Annotated in this window: 20 protein-coding genes; 14 read left to right on the forward strand and 6 right to left on the reverse strand. The window is 68.9% G+C overall.

Annotation, left to right across the window (positions count from 1 at the left end):
* Positions 1–89: 89 nt before the first annotated feature.
* Positions 90–1010 (forward strand): SAM-dependent methyltransferase, encoded by a 921-nt coding sequence (locus ABZ824_RS23225; RefSeq protein WP_356965310.1) that lies wholly within the window; start codon positions 90–92, stop codon positions 1008–1010.
* Between the two features lie 15 nt (positions 1011–1025).
* Positions 1026–1730: a DUF6081 family protein gene (locus tag ABZ824_RS23230; protein WP_356965311.1), complete on the forward strand. Its 705-nt coding sequence runs from the start codon at positions 1026–1028 to the stop codon at positions 1728–1730.
* Between the two features lie 106 nt (positions 1731–1836).
* Here ABZ824_RS23230 and ABZ824_RS23235 read toward each other — a convergent pair whose 3' ends face one another.
* A complete protein-coding gene (locus tag ABZ824_RS23235) occupies positions 1837–2031 on the reverse strand; it encodes a hypothetical protein (RefSeq protein WP_356965312.1) in 195 nt (64 codons plus the stop codon).
* Positions 2032–2438: 407 nt separating this feature from the next.
* On the opposite strand from ABZ824_RS23235, the gene ABZ824_RS23240 reads away from it, so the two are divergent.
* The gene (locus ABZ824_RS23240; RefSeq protein ID WP_355076333.1) at positions 2439–2735 is read left to right on the forward strand and encodes a hypothetical protein; all 297 of its coding nucleotides are present in this window, start codon (positions 2439–2441) and stop codon (positions 2733–2735) included.
* A gap of 430 nt (positions 2736–3165) precedes the next feature.
* Positions 3166–4596: an AIM24 family protein gene (locus ABZ824_RS23245; RefSeq protein ID WP_355076335.1), complete on the forward strand. Its 1431-nt coding sequence runs from the start codon at positions 3166–3168 to the stop codon at positions 4594–4596.
* 15 nt (positions 4597–4611) lie between these two features.
* Here the strand turns inward: ABZ824_RS23245 and ABZ824_RS23250 are convergent, their stop codons facing one another.
* Positions 4612–5436: a metallophosphoesterase gene (locus ABZ824_RS23250; protein WP_356965313.1), complete on the reverse strand. Its 825-nt coding sequence runs from the start codon at positions 5434–5436 to the stop codon at positions 4612–4614.
* Between the two features lie 1118 nt (positions 5437–6554).
* Positions 6555–7067 (reverse strand): DUF664 domain-containing protein, encoded by a 513-nt coding sequence (locus ABZ824_RS23255; protein WP_356965315.1) that lies wholly within the window; start codon positions 7065–7067, stop codon positions 6555–6557.
* 213 nt (positions 7068–7280) lie between these two features.
* Between ABZ824_RS23255 and ABZ824_RS23260 the strand changes: the two genes are divergently transcribed.
* From ABZ824_RS23260 to ABZ824_RS23290, 7 genes are all read left to right on the forward strand, one after another.
* On the forward strand, positions 7281–7616 hold the full coding sequence (locus ABZ824_RS23260) for a hypothetical protein (RefSeq protein WP_356965317.1): 336 nt from the start codon (positions 7281–7283) through the stop codon (positions 7614–7616).
* A gap of 756 nt (positions 7617–8372) precedes the next feature.
* Complete coding sequence (locus ABZ824_RS23265) at positions 8373–8927, forward strand: hypothetical protein (protein ID WP_356965319.1); 555 nt, start codon at positions 8373–8375, stop codon at positions 8925–8927.
* A gap of 238 nt (positions 8928–9165) precedes the next feature.
* Positions 9166–10368, forward strand: coding sequence for a transcriptional regulator (locus tag ABZ824_RS23270; RefSeq protein ID WP_356965321.1), 1203 nt, complete (start codon positions 9166–9168; stop codon positions 10366–10368).
* A 106-nt stretch (positions 10369–10474) separates the two neighbouring features.
* Entirely contained in the window at positions 10475–11992 is a 1518-nt protein-coding gene (locus ABZ824_RS23275; RefSeq protein WP_355076347.1) for an aldehyde dehydrogenase family protein, read from the forward strand.
* Positions 11992–12393, forward strand: coding sequence for a DUF779 domain-containing protein (locus ABZ824_RS23280; protein ID WP_356965322.1), 402 nt, complete (start codon positions 11992–11994; stop codon positions 12391–12393). Before ABZ824_RS23275 ends, ABZ824_RS23280 begins: the two co-directional genes overlap by 1 nt.
* A gap of 143 nt (positions 12394–12536) precedes the next feature.
* On the forward strand, positions 12537–13946 hold the full coding sequence (locus ABZ824_RS23285) for an MDR family MFS transporter (RefSeq protein ID WP_356965323.1): 1410 nt from the start codon (positions 12537–12539) through the stop codon (positions 13944–13946).
* Between the two features lie 86 nt (positions 13947–14032).
* A complete protein-coding gene (locus ABZ824_RS23290; RefSeq protein ID WP_356965325.1) occupies positions 14033–14398 on the forward strand; it encodes a DUF4345 family protein in 366 nt (121 codons plus the stop codon).
* A 13-nt stretch (positions 14399–14411) separates the two neighbouring features.
* Here ABZ824_RS23290 and ABZ824_RS23295 read toward each other — a convergent pair whose 3' ends face one another.
* Positions 14412–15848 (reverse strand): amino acid permease, encoded by a 1437-nt coding sequence (locus ABZ824_RS23295; protein ID WP_355076354.1) that lies wholly within the window; start codon positions 15846–15848, stop codon positions 14412–14414.
* Positions 15849–16057: 209 nt separating this feature from the next.
* On the opposite strand from ABZ824_RS23295, the gene ABZ824_RS23300 reads away from it, so the two are divergent.
* Both ABZ824_RS23300 and ABZ824_RS23305 read left to right on the forward strand, forming a co-directional pair.
* Positions 16058–17242, forward strand: a complete 1185-nt coding sequence (locus ABZ824_RS23300) for a serine hydrolase (protein WP_356965328.1) — start codon at positions 16058–16060, stop codon at positions 17240–17242.
* 67 nt (positions 17243–17309) lie between these two features.
* Positions 17310–18302 carry an LLM class flavin-dependent oxidoreductase gene (locus tag ABZ824_RS23305; protein ID WP_356965329.1) on the forward strand — a complete coding sequence of 331 codons (993 nt, stop codon included), beginning with the start codon at positions 17310–17312 and terminating at the stop codon, positions 18300–18302.
* 6 nt (positions 18303–18308) lie between these two features.
* On the opposite strand, the gene ABZ824_RS23310 is transcribed toward ABZ824_RS23305, so the two are convergent.
* A complete protein-coding gene (locus ABZ824_RS23310) occupies positions 18309–19136 on the reverse strand; it encodes an NADPH-dependent oxidoreductase (protein WP_356965330.1) in 828 nt (275 codons plus the stop codon).
* A 110-nt stretch (positions 19137–19246) separates the two neighbouring features.
* Between ABZ824_RS23310 and ABZ824_RS23315 the strand changes: the two genes are divergently transcribed.
* Positions 19247–20002, forward strand: a complete 756-nt coding sequence (locus ABZ824_RS23315) for a siderophore-interacting protein (RefSeq protein ID WP_356965332.1) — start codon at positions 19247–19249, stop codon at positions 20000–20002.
* Positions 20003–20006: 4 nt separating this feature from the next.
* On the opposite strand, the gene ABZ824_RS23320 is transcribed toward ABZ824_RS23315, so the two are convergent.
* On the reverse strand, positions 20007–21218 hold the full coding sequence (locus tag ABZ824_RS23320) for a nucleoside transporter C-terminal domain-containing protein (RefSeq protein WP_356965334.1): 1212 nt from the start codon (positions 21216–21218) through the stop codon (positions 20007–20009).
* Between the last annotated feature and the right edge of the window lie 14 nt (positions 21219–21232).

The raw sequence follows: 21232 nt of genomic DNA on the forward strand, positions 1-21232 counted from the left end.
ACTGGCCGAATGCATCCGCACGGATTGCTCCCCGATTCGGCGGTCCCTAGGCTGGTGAGCCAGGCGACGGAAACTAGAGAGAGGTCTCCATGTCCGATCCCGCTCCCCAGACCGGTGTCCGCGCGCCGGTAGGCGTGGACACGACTCGCGCGAGCATCGCCCGCGTCTACGACGCTACCCTCGGTGGCAAGGACAACTACGAAGTAGACCGCTACGTACGCGACCGAGTCGCCGAAGTCGCACCGCGGCAGAGCGACGTGGCCCGCATGAATCGCCGCTGGCTGCACCGCGTCGTGCGCTATCTGGCCGGGACCGTCGGCATCGGCCAATTCCTCGACATCGGCGCCGGTCTGCCCACCGTCGGCAACACACACGAGATCGCGCAACAGCAGAACCCCGCGGCGCGCGTGGTGTACGTCGACAACGATCCGGTGTGCAACATCCACGGCCGCGTACTGCTCGAGCGCAACGAGTTCACCCATTTCGTACCCGCGGATCTGACCGCCCCGCAAACCCTGCTGGCGAACTCCGAGGTGACCCAGCACCTCGACCTCACCCGACCGCTGGCGCTGATCCTGTGCGGCATCCTGCACCACGTCGACGACGATCTCGATCCGGCGGGGATCATGCGTCAGTACATCGATGCGCTGCCCGCCGGCTCCTACGTCGCGATCACGCATTTCTACGATCCCGCCGACGGCGGCGAGGCGCACGAGATGGCCATCGAGCTGCAACGGCGTTTCACCGAAATGGGCCTGGGCTCCGGGTGGTACCGCACCCGGGAGCAGATCGCCTCGTACTTCGGCGATCTGGAACTGATCGAGCCCGGTCTGGTCGAACTCGACGACTGGTGGCCGATGGGGCCCGCGCTGCGGCCGCGGCTGACGGAGGAACGTCTGCTGCTCGGCGGCGTCGGCTACAAGTCCGGATCGTCGAACGGCGTCGTGACCCCCCTGCGCCGCCGGGCGACCGAGGACGACCTATCGGATCCCCCCGAACGAATCGGCTGAAAGGTAACTGCCGCGATGATATACGACGACCTGAGCGGACCGGATCTACGCGAAGACCGGTGGCGCTTCCTCGAAGTCCCCCTCGGACCGGACCAGACGTGGCGCTACGCCGACCCGGCCGCCCGCACCGAGGTCGGCGAGGGCGCGGTATCGGTCCGGATCGACGCCTTCACCCGATCCCACGCCGAGGTCCAGATTCTGGACAACCCGAAGCATCTGCTGGTGTCGACCGAAACGTTCGATCTCACCGGCGGACCGCGGACCTTCGCGGTCGAGCTGGCGGCGGAGAACATCGGCGTCACCGGCGAGGACTACCGGGACGGCTTCGCCGCGTTCAACGTCCTCGACATGAGCAGCGCCCAGGTCTTCGACCTCATCGCGACGAGCAGGCACGCGTACGCCATTCACGAGCGGCTGTTCGTGCCGGGCGTCGTCCCCGCGGAGGAGGCGTTCACCCACGTCGTGCACGCGCCCTTGGCAGGGGTCGACATCAAACCCGGCGAGTTCCACCGCTACAGCGTCACCATCGACCGTGCCGCGGGCACCGCAGGCTGGTACGTCGACGACATCCCGGTGTACACCACCCGCGCGCCGCGGTTGCCGGAGACGGTGCAGATCGGTTTCGGCATCATCACCCTGCATCCGATCGAAGACGGACGCAGCACGTCGCTGCGCGGGCAGGGACTGCACGCGTCGTGGCGCGACTTCACCGTGGCGTGACCGGATCCCGGCCTTCGCGCGGAGTTCGCCGAAAAAGAATGGCGCCCAGCCACACTCGGCTGGGCGCCAGGGTTGCCACCGCCTGCGGGGCGGCCGCTGCCGCCGATCAGACGCTCTCCTTGCGCGGCCATTCGACATTGCGCGGGCGGGCGTACTCGTCCGCCAGGGCGTCCTCCTCGTTCATGTCGTACTCGTAGTCGTATTCGTCCGACTCCGCACGGCGGCGCGGATCCCACACCATCGCCACGGCCGACACGGCCAACAAGGTCACGACAATGGCCGCGATGACTACATAGAGCACGTCTTCCACCCTCCTGAAGTAGACCGAACAGCACGCAGCCGTGCCGGATAAGCAACGCGCACAGCTTGTTTCACGCCGCTGGCATAGTAAGCCGGGCTGCCGGAAACCGGACATTCCGACGGCGGTTACCGACCGGTCGCCCCCGGATGCGGGCCGGTCGGCAACTCCTGCCGAATCCACGGAAACGCCTCCGCGAATCTTCAGCGTCGCTTAGGCTCGTCACCGTCCCGGTGGCTCCGGGACATCCGGCGCGGCACCGCACGCCCAAGCGTGCCGCGATCGCTGGTGGTAGCGGTGGGGTTCACCCGAATAGATGAACCTCGCCGTCCCCCATTTTCTATGAAATCCGAAGGACATTCAGTGGGAATCACCCGCATTGGGCATCCTTCGAGCTACCGTCTTCGGTCATGGACGACATCGAACTGCAGCCACCGACCGTCGCCTCCGCCAAGCAGACCGGCCTGGTCCTGGACATCGCCGCGCTCGACATCCACAACCCGCTCGCCCGGCCGGGCGAGATCACCTATCCCTATGTTCGCTGCACCGACCACCGGGTTCTGCGGCTACCCGAGCCGTTGCACCGGTGGGCCACCGAAACTATCGCCCTCAACCACACCAAGCACGCCACCGGCGCGCTGCCCCTGTTCCCCGGACAGGTCGAGTTCGGCATCCTCGACGGCACCATGTACGCCGAAGTCCTCTGACCAGCCTCGAGCCCGGCAGACCCGGCCGGGCTCTTCCGGGTCACGGGGATTCGCCGTAGCGGCCAGGCGGATTCGGCACCTCCGCTCGATCACTACCGCGCGCTCGCCCATCACGCGATGAAGGCGCGGATACGTTCCCCGCCGCTCGCGCACAGATGGCGATCCGCCCGCGTCGTGGCGACCTCGCGCCGGCTCACGTCGACGCGGGCGCCATGCGACGCTGTTGTCCCTGTTCGGTCCGGTCGGCAGCAGTTGCCGGTACCGCACCCGACCAGCAAGCCCGGCCCGAGCGAATGGGGCTGCGTGGCAGGAAAACGCCTGGCGGCTGCCCATTCCGGGTACGCGTGTGGCGCGGGTTGCGGGCGCACGACACACTGGAGCCCGTGAATCGCATGTCAACCCGGCACCGCCGCGGATCGGACGGCCTGCCGTGACCGATCTTGCCCGCGGTGAGAACCGCCCCGCGCCCGGCGACCGGCTGGCGGTCACCGTCACCTGCTCGGCTCCCGTCGACGTATCGGCGCTGTTGCTGAACTCGGCGGGGCGCGTGCGCTCCGACGCCGATTTCGTGTTCTTCAATCAACCGGTCGCCCCGGGCGTCACCTACCGGCACGGCCAGGGTGCGGGCGACGTGGTGGACATCCAGACCGGCGCGCTGCCCAGCGACGTGGACCGCGTCGTGGTCACCGCGAGCCTCGACGGCAGCGGGCCACCGACTTTCGCCGCCGCGGGCTCGCTGCGCGCGACCATCGCGTCTTCGTCGAGCACACTCGCCTTTCCCATGACGGGTTTGAGCACCGAGACCGCCGTGGTGTGCGTCGAGATCTACCGCCGCGGCGGCGGATGGAAAGTGCGTGCGGTCGGCCAGGGGTACGACAACGGTTTGGCCGGTATCGCAACGGCTTTCGGTGTGAACATCGATGATGAACCGGCCCAGCCGACCTCGTCACCCGCTCCCGCACCGGCATACCGACCTGCGCCGCCCCCGGCACAACAACCTGCGCCACCTCCCGCGTACCAACCCGCGCCCCCGCCCGCCTATCCACCGCAGCCGGCCTATTCCGCGCCGGCCGCCGCGGTGCCGCCACCACCGATGCCCTCACCTCAGCAAGGAGCGCTGCCGATGCAGAGCGAACTGTTCGCCCCCAGCCACGCCGAAGTCACCGGCGCGGGCATCCAGAAGCAGGGCGGCAAGATGATCAAGGTGGCCGTCAACGGCGAGGTCATGGCTCGGGCCGGATCGATGGTCGCCTACCAGGGCGATCTGCAGTTCCAGGCGCTCGGCGCGGGCGGGATCGGCCGGGCGATCCAGCAGCGGTTGACCGGTGAGGGCGTTCCGCTGATGAAGGTGTCCGGGCGCGGCGACCTGTTCGTCGCCAACGGCGCCGCCGACGTGCACACCATTGATTTGGACGGCACCGACGGCCTCACCATCAACGGCGCCAATGTGCTCGCCTTCGATTCCGGCCTGCGCTACGACATCCGGATGGTGCAGGGCGCCGCCGGATTCGCGAGCAACGCCGGGTTGTTCAACTGCGTCTTCACCGGCCGCGGCCGCATCGCCATCACCACGCACGGTACGCCCGTGGTGCTCAACGTCGACCAGCCGACCTACGCCGATCCGCAGGCGGCGGTGGCGTGGTCGTCGAGCCTGCAGACCGGCATCAAACGCAATGATTCCTTCGGGCTGGGCAGGCTGATGGGCCGCAGCACCGGCGAGGGGATGACGCTGTCGTTCTCCGGACGCGGCTTCGTCATCGTGCAGCCGTCGGAGCTGCCGCCGGGCGGTTTCGTCGGAGGCACCGGCGGCGGGCAGGAGGCCGGCCAGAGCGGCGGTGTACTGGGCGGCCTGTTCGGCTGACCGCGAGTTTCGCGTTCAAGCCTGGAGCGACACGAGTTCCACGACGGTGATGTCCGACGGTGCGCCGACCCGCACCGGCGGGCCCCACGCCCCGGCCCCTCTGGAGACGTACAGCTGGGTGTCGCCGTACCGTTCCAGCCCGGCGACGGTCGGATTCGCCAGGCCCGCAAGGTAATTGCCCGGCCAGAGCTGGCCGCCGTGGGTGTGGCCGGACAGCTGCAGGTCGACGCCGTGCGCCACCGCGTCCTCGATCAGCACGGGCTGGTGCGCCAGCAGCACGGCGGTGCGCGTGCGGTCGCGGTCGCCGAGCGCCCTGCCGAAGTCCGGGCCCTGTCCGGTTCGCTCGCCCTGCACGTCGTTCACGCCCGCCAGGTCGAATCCGGGCAGCTCGGCGCGAGCGTTCGCGAGCAGATGCATGCCGAGCTCCTGCACATGCTCCACCCACTGCTCGGCGCCGGAGAAGTACTCGTGGTTCCCGGTCACGAAGAACGCACCGTGGCGGGCACGCAGTCCGGCCAGCGGCTCGACGGCCGAGCGGAGGTGTTCGACGCTGCCGTCCACCAGGTCGCCGACGACCGCGATGAGGTCGGGCCGGGTGTCGTTGACGGTGCGCACCACGCGTTCGGCGAAGCCGCGTCCCAGGATCGGGCCGAGATGCACGTCGCTCACCACCGCGATGCGGAACCCGTCCGCTCGGCGCGGCAACTTCGCCAGCGGCACGGCGACCCGCTTCACACTGGGTCCGTCCAGCACGCCATGGGCGCCGATGCCGACCGTGGTCGCGGCCGCCGCGACGGCGGCGCCACCCATCACACGCGCGACGAAGACACGGCGCGGCACCCGGGTCAGCGGGGACTCGGCCGGAGCGGTCGTGCCCCGCGGGGACTCCGGAGCGGAGACGGTTCTCGCCGAGGTGGAACCGCTTTCCGCTGAAGACTCCAGCTCAGACCCGGCCCTCGCCAGCGACCCCGGCCCAGCCCCAGCTCCAACCGACGACTCCGACCCAGCCCCAGCTCCAACCGACGACTCCAGCCCAGCCCCAGCTCCAACCGACGACTCCGACCCAGCCCCAGCTCCAACCGACGACTCCAGCCCAGCCCCAGCTCCAACCGACGACTCCAGCCCAGCCCCAGCTCCAACCGACGACTCCAGCCCAGCCCCAGCTCCAACCGACGACTCCGGCGCTGACGCAGCTCCCGCTGGCGGCTTCAGCCCAGACTTGGGCTCCGCCAACGACTCCGGGCCCGCTGGGACCTCCGCCCCAGACCCCGCCCCCGCCGACGACTCGGGCCCGAGCCTCGCTCCCGCTGCGAACTCCAGCTCAGACCCGGCCCTCGCCAGCGACTCCGGCCTCGCCGACGACTCGGGCCCCAGCCCGGCTCCCGCTGGGAACTCCAGCTCAGACCCGGCCCTCGCCAACGACTCCTGCACGGCTCCCGCCGAGGAACCCGGTCCCAACCCGGCTCCCGCCACGGACTCCGACGCGAACCAGGTTTCCGCATGTGCCTTCGGTTCCCGTGGCACCCGGCCTCGATCAGACCAGCGCAGCGCCAAAGCTCGAATCGGCTCGCCGGCCACCAGCGCGAGCAGCAGGTATATGAACAACGCGCCCCACAGGTAGCCGGGCCAGGCGATGATCCGGATCAACGCGAACGGAGCGGACGCCAACTCCGCCACCGTCGTGCCCAACAGCAGCAAGGGTCCTGCCAAAACAACAGCAGTGCCGACGCGACGCGTGCGGGAACCCGCGGTGGTCGTGTCCCGCACGAGTCGCCGCCATATATACCAGTGCGCGCCGACCACTGTGAGCACGACGACTCCCACGAGAACGAGCACGGCGACACCGACCAGAACACTCTTCACGACCACGGCGGCACTCTCTGTGAACATTCGGCTTGCGCGGCATCAACTTACGTCACAGCGCGGGCCGCGCAGGACCGGCGACTTCCCGGTGCCGGTTATCTCGTTCGTTCCAGCACGCCGCGCAGAAATGCCGCTTGACCCGCATGCTGCAGATCGTCCGAGATCACGCTGACCAGCCGCACACCCAGGGTGACCGGCGGATCCCATCGGGTGTCCACGACGCGGTCCAGATCGCCGTCCACCAGTCCCCGGACGAAGCGCAGCGTCTGTTCGTGCACCGCGTCGTAATACCCCGTGAGCAACTCGGCGGGCGCTCGGACCGCCGCCACGTCGGCGGGCTGGTCGCCGTAGCCGGTCGCGCCCTTGTCGATGGGTAGCCCGAAGCGGTCGTGCCAGCCATGGGCGGTCCAGACCTGCTCGATACCGGCCACATCCGCGATGTGGTCGTCCTGTACACGAGTCAGATGCCAGATCAACCACGCGATCGAGTTGGCGCCCGCATCGATCCGGTGAGCGAGGATGTCCTCCCCCAGTCCGTCGACCGCTTCGTGCACCACCTCCCTGATCCGCTCGTAAGCGTCGGTCAGCACGTCGGCACTGGTCGCCATCAGTCGACTCCTCTCGAGTGTCCGCTGACCCGACGGTACCCAGCGTGACCGCCCGGCACGAGCGCCGACATACGTGCCGCGAATTTTCGCACGACCGAACCACATTGAACGTACCGTTATTCAACGGTACGATGCGTGGTGGTGAGATTGGGTCGATGACCTTCCGAATCGGTCACCGACCGGACGATGACGTACCGAAGTGAGGAAGTACCGATGATTCACGACGTCGAGACCGGACGCGCCCGGCGAGCGGTTGTCCGCGTGGCGATGGTCGCCGCGCTCGCACTGACCCCCGTTGCCGCGGCCGCCGTGCCCGCGGTCGCCGCACCCGCTGTGGCGCAGCCGACCGTTACACAGGTGGCCCAGGCCGACGAGATCCACGGCGGCTGGCACCGCCACGGCGGGTGGGGCCACGGCGGCTGGGGCGGCTACGGCGGATGGGGCGGCTACGGCGGCTACTGGGGTAGCCCGTTCGGCTACTGGGGTAGCCCGTTCGGCGTCTGGCCCGGCATCGCCTGGCTGCTGCCCGGCTCCGGTAGCGCGTTCTGAGAGTAACGATCCGCACAGTCGGCCAGGTGATCCCGGCTCCGCGCGGCATCGCGCGTGCGGAACCGGAATCATCTGCCGCCGGGGGCGAGACGATCGCCGATCCCACTTCGCTGCCGGCCGACGCCCGCCGCCGAGCCGAGCGCGGTCGCCCGAACCTCGGACGGATACGCCTGCGAGACATAGGCTTACCCGAGCACCTGGAGGCCACGCAGCCACCCGGGCCCATGCCGGTGAGAAAGCGGAACGCCCGGAAGAGCGGGATCGATCCGGCCAGCGGCAGCAATGCCGTGAACAGCGCCACCGCAGCGCGGCGCGATCCCGCCGACCACCTCCGGACCCGGCCACCGGCTACGACACCGGACCCGGCTATCGCACTACCGGCGCCGCTGCCACCGCTCACCTGAGTGCAGTGGGGGCATTGACGCAGCATCCCCGCAGCGCCGGGTTGTCCCTATCGACTGAATCACTGTCGGAACCAGGACTTTTTGCTGAAATCGCCCCACGCGCTTGACCAATTTTGCTGCGCCGCAAGCCAATAGCACATATTCGGCAATCGGCAGCATCGTATCGATGAAACCACCAGTGTCCCCGCATAATTCATGCGCGCATTCGTCGCGAGCACGGCACGGATTTTTCCACGGAATTCGCAGAACGATTGCTTCGGGAATCCACTGCGGCCAGAATGGTGGGGCCGAGAACCGGCATCTTGGGGATTCGTCGGCACTCGTGGCCGACACGACTAAGTGGGGAAATACGATGAGAGTCAATAGATTCGCCGCAACCGCCCTACTCGCGGTCGGGGCCACCGGAATTGCGACGGGCGTCGCGCACGCCCAGCCCGCGACGCCCGCGCAGGTCAGTGTGCACGGTGCCGAGCAGGGCCTCGGTTTCACCTCGGCTCCCGCCGCCGACGGGACAGGAGTGGTCACCACCCTCGACGCGGGCACCTTCGCGTTGACGGCCGACGCCGCGGCGGTCGAGCTGCGGAGCGAAACGGGACAGGTCGTCGCGACGCTGCCGCTGGCGTTCCAGGCCTCCGGCGCGACCCACGGGCTGGCCCCCGCGATCACCGACGCGGGCCGTACCCTCACGGTGACGCCGGTGGGTTCGCCCGCCACCACCGAGCGCCTCAACCAGTTCGTCGGTGAGGACGAGACGCTCGCCCGCAAGCAGTACAACGCCGGGATCGGCGCCCTCATCGGCGCGGGGATCGGCGCCGTGCTCGGCTTCTTCCTCGGCGGGGTCGGCGCGCTGGTCACCATCCCGATCGGCGCGGGCATCGGTGCGCTGATCGGTTTCTCCACGCCGTAGTCGGCCGGTTCGGTGTGCGGCCGCCGCAGGGCGACCGCACACCGATCGCCGGTCGAACCGCCGGGATTCCCTGGCGCGTGCGCTCGCGCGCTACTCGCCGAGGGGGACGCGGCGATCCGACCGTCGATGGTTGCCGTCCAGCCCCGTGGACCGCGAGCCAAAATCAAATGCCCGGCCGTGCGCTAGGGCATGATGGGATGGCACGGAGACGATCGGAGCGAGACACAGGATCCGCGAGATGGCACAGCGCAGTTCCCTCTCGCAGCGGCGCGCTGCACTGGAACAAGAGTGGTCCCGATGGATACCGGCCGGGACACCGCAGGGTGATTCCGCGCTGCGCAGCGAGGTGGCACAATCATGGCTGCGGTCGCTGCGCACCGTCGATCCGTCCTGCGAGCACGCGCCAGTCGCCGACGCCGACGTGACCGCGCGCTGGGCCGCGTCTTCTTTGCGCACACCGGTATCCGAGTTGACCGATCAGTTGCGCGACATCACCGAGGGCGCGGGCTACGTCGCGGCGATCACCGACGAGACCGGAACCATCCTCTGGTCGCACGGTGGTCCGGTGATGCGCCGCCGCGCCGAACAGGTGAACTTCGCGCCCGGCGGTCGCTGGGACGAGGCGCACATGGGCACGAACGCGCTCTCGCTGGCGCTGCGCACCGAACAGCCGCACACGGTGTTCTCCGCCGAGCACTTGGTCGCCGCACTGCACGGCTGGGTCTGCTACTGCGCACCCATCCGTGGCGCGGACGGTCGCCAGCTCGGCGTACTCGACCTGTCCACCACCTGGGACCGCGCCCACCCGCTGGCCATGTCCACCGCCCGCACCCTGGTCACCGCCATCGAGACCAAGCTGCACCACCGGATGGCCGCGCCCGGGGTCCGGCTGACCTGCCTCGGCGCGGCCCGCTTGATCCGGGACGGCGCACCCGTCCGGCTACGCCCGAGGCACCTGGAGCTACTGACGCTGTTGGCGCTCGAGCCCGAGGGCTTCACCCACGAACGCCTGCACTTCGCGGTGTACGGCGACCGGCCGGTCGGCACGAGCACGCTCAAATCGGAGATGTCCTATCTGCGTCGCGCCACCGGCGGCGACATCACCAGCCGGGTCTATCGGCTGGTGAGCCCCCTGTCCTGTGACGCCGTGGACGTGCTCGCGGCGCTCGAAGCGGGCGACACCGCGACGGCGGTCGAGTTGTATCGCGGTCCCTTGCTGCCGGATTCGGACACGCCGGGCATCGTGCAGTGGCGCGAGTACCTGGAAGTCGGTGTGCGCACCGCGGTGCTGTCCAGCGGAAACGTCGAGCACGCGCTGCGCTACGGGGAGCGCGCACCGCACGACATCGAGATCCACGAACACGCGTTGCGCTTGCTTCCCCGGGGTGACGGGCGCCGGGCGCTCGCGGTCGCCCGTTTGCACGGCGCGCTGCGCGACTGAGCTCGCGCGCCTCAACGTTTCGTCAACCCTCGCGGGGCATAGTGACCCGCATCACGGCCGACCCGCCGTGTGCATCACGTCCGCAACCAGCGAGGAGTCACCCGCCATGAGCTACGCGAAGCCGGGAACCGAGGGCAGCGTCGTCGAATTCGCCACGCGCTACGACAACTTCATCGGCGGTGAGTGGACCGCGCCGGTCGAAGGCCGCTACTTCGAGAACCCGTCGCCGGTGGACGGCCAGACGTTCTGCGAGGTCGCGCGGTCCTCGGCCGCCGACATCGACCTGGCCCTGGACGCCGCGCATCAGGCGGCCGACGCGTGGGGCGCGACGTCGACGACCGAACGGGCCAATATCCTCAACAAGATCGCCGACCGGATCGAGGACAACCTCGAGGCACTGGCGGTGGCCGAAACGTGGGAGAACGGCAAACCGGTACGGGAGACGCTTGCCGCCGACCTGCCGCTGGCGGTCGACCACTTCCGCTACTTCGCCGGGGCGGTCCGCGCCCAGGAAGGCGGGATCAGCGAAATCGACGCCGACACCATCGCCTACCACTTCCACGAGCCGCTCGGCGTCGTCGGCCAGATCATCCCCTGGAACTTCCCGATCCTCATGGCCACCTGGAAGCTCGCGCCCGCCCTCGCCGCGGGCAACGCGGTGGTGCTCAAGCCCGCCGAGCAGACCCCGGCCTCGATCCTGAAGGTCGTCGAACTGATCGCCGATCTACTGCCGCCGGGAGTCCTCAACGTGGTCAACGGCTTCGGCGTCGAAGCGGGCAAGCCGCTGGCGGCCAGCCCGCGCGTGGCGAAGGTCGCCTTCACCGGCGAGACCACCACCGGCAGGCTGATCATGCAGTACGCCAGCGAGAACATCATCCCGGTCACGCTCGAACTGGGCGGGAAGAGTCCCAACATCTTCCTGCCCGACATCATGGCCGCCGACGACGCCTTCCTGGACAAGGCCGTGGAGGGCTTCGTGATGTTCGCGCTCAATCAGGGTGAGGTGTGCACTTGTCCGTCCCGCGCGCTGATCCACTCCTCGATCTACGACGAGTTCATCGCCCGGTGCATCGAGCGGACCAAAGCCATCCGCAGCGGCAATCCGCTCGACGAGGCCACCATGATCGGCGCGCAGGCCAGCAACGACCAGTTCGAGAAGATCCTGTCCTACATCGACATCGGCCGCCAGGAAGGCGCCGAGGTGCTCACCGGCGGCGGCCCGCGCAAGGTCGACGAGTTCCCCGGCGGCTTCTACGTCGAGCCCACGATCTTCTCCGGCCGCAACGACATGCGGATCTTCCAAGAAGAGATCTTCGGACCGGTCGTGTCGGTGACCACGTTCGACTCCGTGGACGAGGCGCTGAAGATCGCCAACGACACCCTCTACGGACTCGGCGCGGGTGTGTGGACCCGCGACATCAACGCCGCCTACCGCTTGGGCCGCCAGATCAAGGCGGGCCGGGTGTGGACCAACTGCTACCACGCCTACCCCGCGCACGCGGCCTTCGGCGGGTACAAGAAGTCCGGCATCGGACGCGAGAACCACCGCATGATGCTCGACCACTACCAGCAGACCAAGAACCTGCTGGTCAGCTACTCGCCGGACAAGCTCGGATTCTTCTGATGCCGCAGCCGGTCCGCCGCGTCGAGTTCACCGGACCCGCGGAAGCGCTGCTGCGCCGACTGATCGAACAGCACGGTCCGGTGATGTTCCATCAGTCCGGCGGCTGCTGCGACGGCAGCGCACCGATGTGCTACCCGCGCGGCGAGTTCCGGGTCGGCGGGTCGGACGTGCTGCTCGGGTATCCGGCGGCGGACACCCCGTTCTGGATGAGCGCCGACCAGTACGACTACTGGCGGCACACCCATCTCACCGTGGACGTGGTGCCCGGCCGAGGTAGCGGGTTCTCTCTCGAAGCGCCCGAAGGCGTGCGCTTCCTGATCCGCTCGCGGCTGCTCACCGACGAGGAACTCGCCGTACTCGAAGCCGAACCGCCACCCACCGGGGCGGATCTGTCCCACTGAAATCGGAGCACGGGCTGCTCACCGATGCTCCGGTGAGCAGCCCTTCCCGGTTCACAGGGCGGAAAAAAATTCCATGCGGGAATAGTCGGCAACCGGATACGGTCGTTCGAGGTGGTTAGACAGGCGAACGAGAGGGGCCGCGGGTGGCGACCGAGACCGCGACGGTGTCCGTGGGTTTCCGATCCGAGCGCGGTGCCATTCTCGGCTCGCTGATGCTGGCGACCGCGCTGGTCGCGCTCGACTCGACGGTCATCGCCACGGCGGTGCTCACCATCACCGACAGTCTCGGCGGCTTCGCGCAGTTCCCCTGGTTGTTCTCCATCTATCTGCTGGCGCAGGCGGTGACGGTGCCGATCTACGGCAAACTCGCCGACACCGTGGGCCGTAAACCGGTGATCCTGTTCGGCATCGCGATGTTCGCGCTGGGTTCGCTGCTGTGCGGCGTCGCGACCAGCATGCTCGGACTGATCGTCTTCCGCGCCGTCCAGGGTATCGGCGCGGGAGCGATCCAGCCGATGACGATGACGATCGCGGGCGACTTGTACACGCTGTCCGAGCGTGCCAAGGTCCAGGGCTATCTGGCCAGCGTGTGGGCCATGTCGAGTGTGGCGGGCCCGCTGCTGGGCGGCCTGTTCGCCGAGTACGTCAGCTGGCGCTGGATCTTCCTGATCAACCTTCCGCTCTCCGCGCTCGCCGGATGGATGCTGGTGCGCAATTTCGCCGAGAGCGCGCCCCGGCAGCGGCAGAGCGTCGACTATCTGGGCGCGGCACTGCTGACGTTCGGCGCGGGCGCGTTGATCCTCGGACTGCTCGAAGGCGGGCAAGCCTGGGCGTGGTCGTCTCCGTCGAGCATCGGGATCTTCGCGGGCGGCGCGGTCGTGCTCGTGCTGTTCGGGCTGGTGGAACGCGGAGCGGGGAATCCGATCCTGCCGCTGTGGGTGTTCACCCGGCGCGTCGTGATCGCCAGCAGCTTGGCGTCGGTGCTGGTCGGCGCGGTCGTGCTCGGCGCGACCTCCTATGTCCCCACCTTCACCCAGGGCGTGCTGGGCACCGGGGCGCTGGTCGCGGGTCTGACGGTGGGCGCACTCACGCTGGGGTGGCCACTGGCCGCGTCCCAAGCGGGAAAGGTGTACCTGCGCTTCGGCTTTCGCACCACTGCCTTGATCGGTAGCGGATTGGCCGCCCTCGGCGCCGCCAGCACGTTGTTCATCACGCAGCATTCCACCCTCTGGCAGGTCGCGGCGTCCTGCTTCGTGATCGGCACCGGGATGGGACTGGTCGCCACCCCCACCTTGATCGCCGCGCAGACCAGCGCCGAATGGACCGAGCGGGGTGTGGTCACCTCGGCCAACATGTTCGCACGCTCGATCGGCAGTGCGGTGGGCGTCGCGGTGTTCGGCGCCATCGTGAACTCGCGCGTCGGCCACACCGATCATCCGGAGCCCGCCACACTGGCCTCGGCGGTGCATCTGGTCTTCGTCACGATCGCGGCGATGGCCGTCGTCCTGCTCGTCGCCTCGGCCATGATGCCCCGGCGTTCGGCGAACGCCTGAGGCGGAGACAGCGGGTTTTCGGAAGCGTTCGCACCGCGGGCCGGCGCAAGCTGGCGTTCCAACCGAACGAGATTCTGGAGGTCGCAGTGGCGCAGGCCGTATGCGTAATAGTCGGCGTGTTCTTCCTGGGTATGGGTAGCTACGCGCTCGCCGCGCCCGCCGCTCTGATCCAGCCGTTCGGCATCCGGCTCACCGAACCGAGCGCGCGCTACGAGGTGCGCGCCGTCTACGGCGGCTTCGGACTGGCGATGGCGGCCGTGCTCGCGGTGGCCGCCATCGACCTCGCAGGGCTGCGCGGCGGGATCATGGTCGCGATCGGCGCGGCACTGGCGGGCATGGCCCTCGGCCGGGTGCTCTCGGCCGTGCTCGATGAGCGAACCGCGTTCTATCCCACCTGGTTCTACGGCGCGGTGGAGGCGATCGGCGCCGCCGCGCTCTTCCTCGCCGTCTAGCGGAAACGGGCCGTCAGCTGGTGTGCGTGACGTCGGTCGGCGTGCTGGAACTGCCGAGTTTGCGCAGCACGAAGTATCCGGCCGACACCAGCACCGCCCACACCGCGCCGACGACGAGGGCCGTGCGCCCGCTGTCGGTGAACAACAGCAGCACGACCACCAAACCGAGGAACGCCAGCGCGAGCACGGTGGTGTAGGGCGCGGCGGGCAGCCGGTAGTCGCTGGCGGGCAGTTCACCGCGGGCGACCTTGGCCCGGTAGAGCAGGTGGCAGACCAGGATGACGCCCCAGACGAAGATGATGCCGATGGTCGACACCGAGGTGATGTAGGCGAAGGCCTTGTCCGGGGAGATGACATTGACGATCACGCCGATCACCATCGCCGCCGCCGACACGGAGATCCCCACATAAGGCACCGCGTTCGCGCTCAGTTTGTTCAGCCGGGCGGGTGCCTCGCCGTGCAGCGACAAGGTGCGCAGCATCCGGCCGGTGGAGTAGATCCCCGAGTTACACGACGACAGCGCCGCGGTGAGCAGCACGAAGTTGACGATGCCCGCCGCGCCCGGGATGCCGATCAGCTCGAAGACCTCCACGAACGGGCTCTTGCCCGCGTGGAAATTGCGCCAGCTGGACACCGACATGATCACAACGAGCGCACCGACATAGAACAGGCCGATCCGGAAGGGGAGCGTGTTGATCGCCTTGCGCAGAGTCTTGCGCGGCTCGCGCGCCTCCCCGGCAGTGACGCCGACCAACTCCACGCCGACGTAGGCGAACAGCACGATCTGCAAAACCAGCAGCGACTGACCGATGCCGTTGGGGAACACGCCCCCGTCGGCCCACAGATTGGTGACGGTGGGGTTCGTCGCGTGCCCGAAGCCGAACAGCAGCACGCCGATGCCGAGCAGGATCATGCCGACGATCGCGGTGACCTTGATGGTGGAGAACCAGAACTCGCCCTCGCCGAACAGCCGCACCGAGATCAGATTCGCGCAGAACATCACCGCGAGCACGACCAGCGCGGTGACCCACGGGGCGATGTCGAACCAGTACTCCACGTACTTGCCCGCCACGGTGATCTCGGCCATGCAGGTGGCCACCCACACCGCCCAGTACGACCAGCCGGTGACGAAGCCGGCGAAGCGGCCGAGGAACTCGTGCGCGTACTCGGCGAAACTCCCCGAGATCGGCCGGTAGGTCAGCAGTTCGCCGAGCGCCCGCATGATCACGAAGATGGCCAGGCCCGCCGCCAGGTAGGCCAGGATCAGGCCGGGCCCGGCCTGCTCGATCGCGCCGCCCGCGCCGTAGAACAGGCCCGTGCCGATCGCGCCGCCGATGGCGATCATCTGGATGGTGCGCGGGCTCAGGCCCCGGGCATAACCCTCCGAGTCGCCGGTGTCCGCCGGAACCGATGGTCCCGCGTCCTGGAGGTGACGGTCGGAGGCTGTCATACTGCGGTCCTTTCGCTGGGCAGCGATGCGACGATCCGGTCGCCGAACACGCGACGTCGGATCATCGCACGTCCGGTCCGGAGCACGTGGTCACGCTACCGCCCCGCCCGCGCGCGCGTCGTCTCCGGGCCGACCGCGGCGGTCGTGCGCGGTTACCGGACGGGCGTCCGGCATGCCATCATCGGATTCCCCGACGATGGGTTCCCGTCATGACCGAATCGCCGTCCCGGCGCACGCGAACGCGCCGCTACGCGCTCCGCACCGCCGTCGTCCTGCTCGCTGTCGTCGCAGTCTTGGCCGGCGCGGCGTTCGCGACGACCGCGGTCCTGCACATCCCGGCCCCGCCGACGCTGCTGCGACTGCTGACCGACCCGCCCTCGACACAGGGCGAACTGTTCGAGAGCCGCACGGTGGCCGCCTCCCCCACCCCACGTCCGCTGCCGGTCGCACCGCGGCCGCTGCCCGACCGGGTGCCGTGGAAGGGCTCGCGGATCTCGGTCGCCGACTTCCTCGGCGCCACGCACACCAATTCGTTCCTCGTTCTGCGCGGCGGCGCTCTCACCCACGAGTGGTATCGCGACGGCGTCACGGCCACCACCCGCCAGTCCTCGTGGTCGGTGGCGAAGTCCGTCGTGTCACTGCTGACCGGCCGCGCCATCGCGGCGGGGCGGCTCAACGAGGACGACCGCCTGGTGCGAATCCTGCCCGAGCTGACCACCGGCGGCCCGTACGACACCGTCACCATCCGCGACTTGCTGGACATGGCCTCCGGCGTAGACGTAGACGAGAACTACAACAAGTACATGCCGCTGACCGGCACCGCCCGGATGTACCTCACCGAGGACCTCGCCGGGTTCGTCCGCGAGCATCAGGGCCTGCGGTTTCCGCCGGGCAGCGCGGGCGAGTACCGCAGCGTGGACACCCAGCTGCTGGGCATGGCGCTGGCGCGGGCCGAGGGCCTGCCGCTGAGTGAACTGCTGGAACGCGACCTGTGGGCTCCGATCGGCGCCGAGGACGCCGCGCTGTGGAATCTCGATCGCGCGGGCGGTCAGGAGAAAGCGTTCTGCTGCCTGAACGCGACGGCCCGCGACTTCGCCAAGATAGGCCAGATCGTCTTGGACGGCGGCCGCGTCGGCGACGCGCAGATCGTGCCGCCGGCCTGGATCGAACGCATCCGCACCCCGGTCCACCGGGTGGGCGACTGGCCCTACGGCGCGCAGTGGTGGCACCCGACCGGTGGGGACGGCGCCGATCTCACCGCCGTCGGCGTCTACGGCCAGTACGTCTACGTCGACCCGCCCAGCGGCACCGTCATCGTCAAGCTCAGCGACTACGGCACCACCCAGGACGAGCAGGAGACCATCGAGGTGTTCCGCGCGATCGCGCGCGGCTGAGCCGGCCGGCGAAATACACCGGGGACCCGCGACGTTGGCAGTGGAGATCGCCACTGTGAGGAGACCCATGATCGACGTCCCGCTGTCCGTACTGGATCTCGCGCCGGTGCAGTCCGGCCGCACCGTCGGCGAGGGGCTCGACGCGACCACCGAATTGGCCCGGCGCACCGAGGCTTTGGGCTACCACCGCTTCTGGGTCGCCGAACATCACAACATGCCCGGCATCGCCAGTTCGGCGCCGAGCGTGCTGCTGGCCCACCTGGCCGCGGCCACCTCGACCATCCGCGTCGGCTCCGGCGGGGTGATGTTGCCCAACCACGCGCCGCTGGTGGTCGCCGAGCAGTTCGGCACCTTGCACGCGCTGCATCCCGGACGGATCGACCTGGGCATCGGACGCGCGCCGGGCACCGACCAGGCGACCGCACGGGCGCTGCGGCGGACCGCGGACGGACTGTCGGCGGAGTCGTTCCCCCAGGAACTGGCCGCGTTGCTGGGCTACTTCCGCGGGTCCGACCCCGGCGGCATCGCCGCCACGCCGGGGCGCGGTGAGGAACCGGAGGTCTGGCTGCTCGGCTCCAGCGGCTACAGCGCGCAGGTCGCGGCGCTGCTCGGGGTGCCGTTCGCCTTCGCACACCACATCGCCCCCGACAACACCGAGCCCGCGCTCGCGCTCTACCGCGAGCACTTCCGGCCTTCGGAGCGCCTGGAGCGCCCGCATGCGATGGTCGCGGTCGCGGCGATCTGCGCGGACACCGACGAGCGCGCCGAAATCCTGGCCGGCCCGCGCGACCTGGCCTTCCTGAACCTGGTGCGCGGCACACCGCAGGCACTGGCCACGCCGGAGGAAGCGGCCGCGTTCCGTCCGTCGGAACAGGAGCGCACGTTCATCCGGCAGCGCCGGGCCGGGCAGTTGCTCGGCTCCCCGGAGACGGTGCGCGGTCAGCTCGAGGATCTGCTGCGCCGCACCCAGGCCGACGAGCTGATGATCAATACGCTGGTCTACGACATCGACGACCGCGCCCGATCGTTCGAACTGCTCACCGAGAAGGTCGCGGCCTGAGGCGGGTCAGTGCAAGCGGAAGCCGTGGTTGGCCAGCGATTCCCGCAGCCGATGCCTGCCGTTGAGTGCCGCCGCGGAGGCGAGCCGGGCCAGCACACGTTCGGTCCAGGAATGCGAGAGCCGTTGTTCGGCATAGAATTCCGCGATCCGGGTCTCGTACTCGGCCACGTGCACCCGCTGCGCGTCCAAGTCGTAGGTCTCCCGGTGCAGGACGGCGTCCTGCGGCAGGCGCGGCTTCACCCGCGCGTCCTCGGCTGGATCCGGGTGACCGACCAGCAAGCCGAAGACGGCGAAGACCTGCGGCGGCAATCCCAGCTCGGCGGCGACTTCCTCCGGCTTGTTGCGCAGCGCGCCGATGTAGACGGTGCCGAGCCCGAGCGATTCCGCCGCCACCACCGCGTTCTGCGCCGCGAGCGCGGCGTCGATGAATCCGACGTAGCTCGATTCCAGGTAGTCCGCACCCTCCAGCGGCGCGCTCCGGTCTTCGGCGAGCTGGCGCAGGCGCGCGAAATCGGCCGTCCAGACCAGCAGCACCGGCGCTTGCACGATGTGGGCCTGATCGCCCGCGAGCGCGGCCAGGCGCGCCTTGCGTTGCGGGTCACGCACCGCGATGACGCTCCAGACCTGCAGATTCGACGAGGTCGGCGCGGACTGCGCCGCGGAGATCAGCAGCCGCAGTGTGGCGTCCGGCACCGGGTCGGACAGGTAGCGGCGCACCGAGCGATGCTCGTGCAGCACCTGCAGGACCTGGTTCCACTGCGCGGGTTCGACCGGTTGCGGGTCGCGGTAGCGCTGTTGCACGGCGTGGGTCGGGGTCGGCACGGACTGCGTCATGGGCATCATCCTTTCGCCAGGACGGCGCGCCGTCAGCGGTTGGCCGCAGCCTGAGCGGAACACAGGTAGGGTAAGTAAGGCAATCCTAATTGTCTATATCGGAGGTTCTCTTGGCACGTCCCCGCACCACCCTCACGGTGCAGCGCACCGAATGGCTCACCCCGCATTTGATCCGGGTGTACCTCGGCGGTCCCGGCTTCGCCGCGTTCCGTCCCAGCGAGTTCACCGACTCGTACGTGAAATTCATTTTCCCGCAGGACGGGAACGAGGTGCTGCGCACCTACACCGTCCGGTCCGTCGACCCCGTCGCCGGAGAGATCGCGGTCGACTTCGTCTACCACGGCGCGGAGGGCATCGCGGGACCGTGGGCTGCCGCGGTCCAGCCCGGCGAGACCATCGATTTCCATGGCCCCAACGGCGCCTACGCCCCGCGCCCGGACGCCGACTGGCATCTGCTGGCCGGTGACGAGGCGGCGCTGCCCGCCATCGCCGCCGCGCTCGAGGCGATGCCCGGCGAGGCGACGGGGCTGGCGTTCGTCGAAGTCGCCGGTCCGGACGACGAACTGCCGGTGAAGAAGCCGGACGGCATCGAGCTGACCTGGCTGCACCGCGGCGCGCGGGCCCCTGGCGAGGTGCTCGCCGAGACCGTTCGCTCCGCGCCGTGGACGCCGGGGCAGGTCCAGGTGTTCATCCACGGCGAAGCCGAAGCGGTCATGAAAGACCTGCGCCGCTACATCCGCAAGGATCGCGGCGTTTCCGCCGAGTGGGCGGCGTCGATCTCCGGATATTGGCGCCGCGGCCGCACCGAGGAGGGCTTCCGGGAATGGAAGGCCGAACTGCGGGCGGTCGAGGGGGCCAACGGCTGAACCGTCAACTCAGCAGGCCGACGATGGTGGCGGACAGGAAGCTGACCAAGGTGGCGCCGTAGAGCAGGCGAAGCCCGTTGCGGGCGATGACGGTGCCTTGTTTCTCGCTGAGGCTGCGGACCGCGCCGGTGACGATGGCGATGGTGGAGAAGTTCGCGAACGACACCAGATAGGTGGAGACGATCGCGACGGTATGGTCCGACAGTCCGGCGTGTTGCCGGTTCAGTTCCTGCATGGCGACCACTTCGTTGGACACCAGCTTGGTGCCCATGAACCGGCCCGCGGCCGCCGCCTCGTCCCACGGGATGCCGGTCAACCAGGCCAGCGGGGCGAAGACGTGGCCCATCACGTCCTGGAACGTGGTGCCGTGGAACAGCGCCGCGAAGATTCCGTTGACCATGGCGAGCAAGGCGATGAATCCGATCAGCATGGCCGCGACGGTGAACGCGACCTTGAAGCCGACCAGGATGTATTCGGTGAGCATCTCGAAGAACGATTGCCGCTTACGGCTGTCGGCGATCTCCTCGCCGATCAGCCGGGCATCGTCGGCGGCGCCGACCTTGTAGGGGTTGATCAGCGAGCACACCACGAAGGCGCCCAGCATATTCAGCACGATGGCCGCGATAACGTACTTCGGGTCGATGAGCACCATATAGGCGCCGAGGATGCCCGCCGAGACCGTCGACATCGCCGAGGCCGCCAGGGTGTACATCCGCTGCGGCGGAATGTCGTCGAGCATGGCCCGCAGCGAGATGAACACCTCTGATTGGCCGAGGATCGCCGAGGCGACCGCGTTGAACGATTCGATCCTGCCGAAGCCGCTCACCCAGGCCAGCAGCAGGCCGAGGTACTTGATGATCAACGGCAGGACCCGCAGGTGTTGCAGGATGCCGATCAGCGCGGACACGAGCACGATCGGCATCAGCACCGCGAACAGGAACGCGGGCCCGCTGCTGCCGACGGCGGGCAGGTCGCCGAATACGAACGCGGTGCCCTGGGCGGCGTAGCCGAGAATGTGGGCGAAGGCGTCGCTGACCGCGCGGATCACCGTGCCTCCGATCCCGGTCTTCAGCAACAGGAAACCGAGCGCGAGTTGCACGATCAAAAGGACGGCGATCCGCGGCAGCCGAGCGGCGGCGGCGCGGCGGTCGGTACTGGGCAGCCAGGCCAGCAGCAGGAAGCACATCAGCCCGGCGAATCCGATCAGATGATGCACGCGCACCTCGGCTG

It is taken from the genome of Nocardia sp. NPDC047038 (assembly GCF_040644075.1).
GTDB classification, from domain to species: domain Bacteria; phylum Actinomycetota; class Actinomycetes; order Mycobacteriales; family Mycobacteriaceae; genus Nocardia; species Nocardia sichangensis.

Coding starts and splice junctions, on each gene's coding strand:
- ABZ824_RS23225 (WP_356965310.1), top strand. CDS start 90: ATGTCCGATCCCGCTCCCCAGACCGGTGTCCGCGCGCCGGTAGGCGTG.
- ABZ824_RS23240 (WP_355076333.1), top strand. CDS start 2,439: ATGGACGACATCGAACTGCAGCCACCGACCGTCGCCTCCGCCAAGCAG.
- ABZ824_RS23255 (WP_356965315.1), bottom strand. CDS start 7,067: ATGGCGACCAGTGCCGACGTGCTGACCGACGCTTACGAGCGGATCAGG.
- ABZ824_RS23310 (WP_356965330.1), bottom strand. CDS start 19,136: ATGACGCAGTCCGTGCCGACCCCGACCCACGCCGTGCAACAGCGCTAC.
- ABZ824_RS23300 (WP_356965328.1), top strand. CDS start 16,058: ATGACCGAATCGCCGTCCCGGCGCACGCGAACGCGCCGCTACGCGCTC.
- ABZ824_RS23280 (WP_356965322.1), top strand. CDS start 11,992: ATGCCGCAGCCGGTCCGCCGCGTCGAGTTCACCGGACCCGCGGAAGCG.
- ABZ824_RS23230 (WP_356965311.1), top strand. CDS start 1,026: ATGATATACGACGACCTGAGCGGACCGGATCTACGCGAAGACCGGTGG.
- ABZ824_RS23265 (WP_356965319.1), top strand. CDS start 8,373: ATGAGAGTCAATAGATTCGCCGCAACCGCCCTACTCGCGGTCGGGGCC.
- ABZ824_RS23270 (WP_356965321.1), top strand. CDS start 9,166: ATGGCACAGCGCAGTTCCCTCTCGCAGCGGCGCGCTGCACTGGAACAA.
- ABZ824_RS23295 (WP_355076354.1), bottom strand. CDS start 15,848: ATGACAGCCTCCGACCGTCACCTCCAGGACGCGGGACCATCGGTTCCG.
- ABZ824_RS23275 (WP_355076347.1), top strand. CDS start 10,475: ATGAGCTACGCGAAGCCGGGAACCGAGGGCAGCGTCGTCGAATTCGCC.
- ABZ824_RS23305 (WP_356965329.1), top strand. CDS start 17,310: ATGATCGACGTCCCGCTGTCCGTACTGGATCTCGCGCCGGTGCAGTCC.
- ABZ824_RS23260 (WP_356965317.1), top strand. CDS start 7,281: ATGATTCACGACGTCGAGACCGGACGCGCCCGGCGAGCGGTTGTCCGC.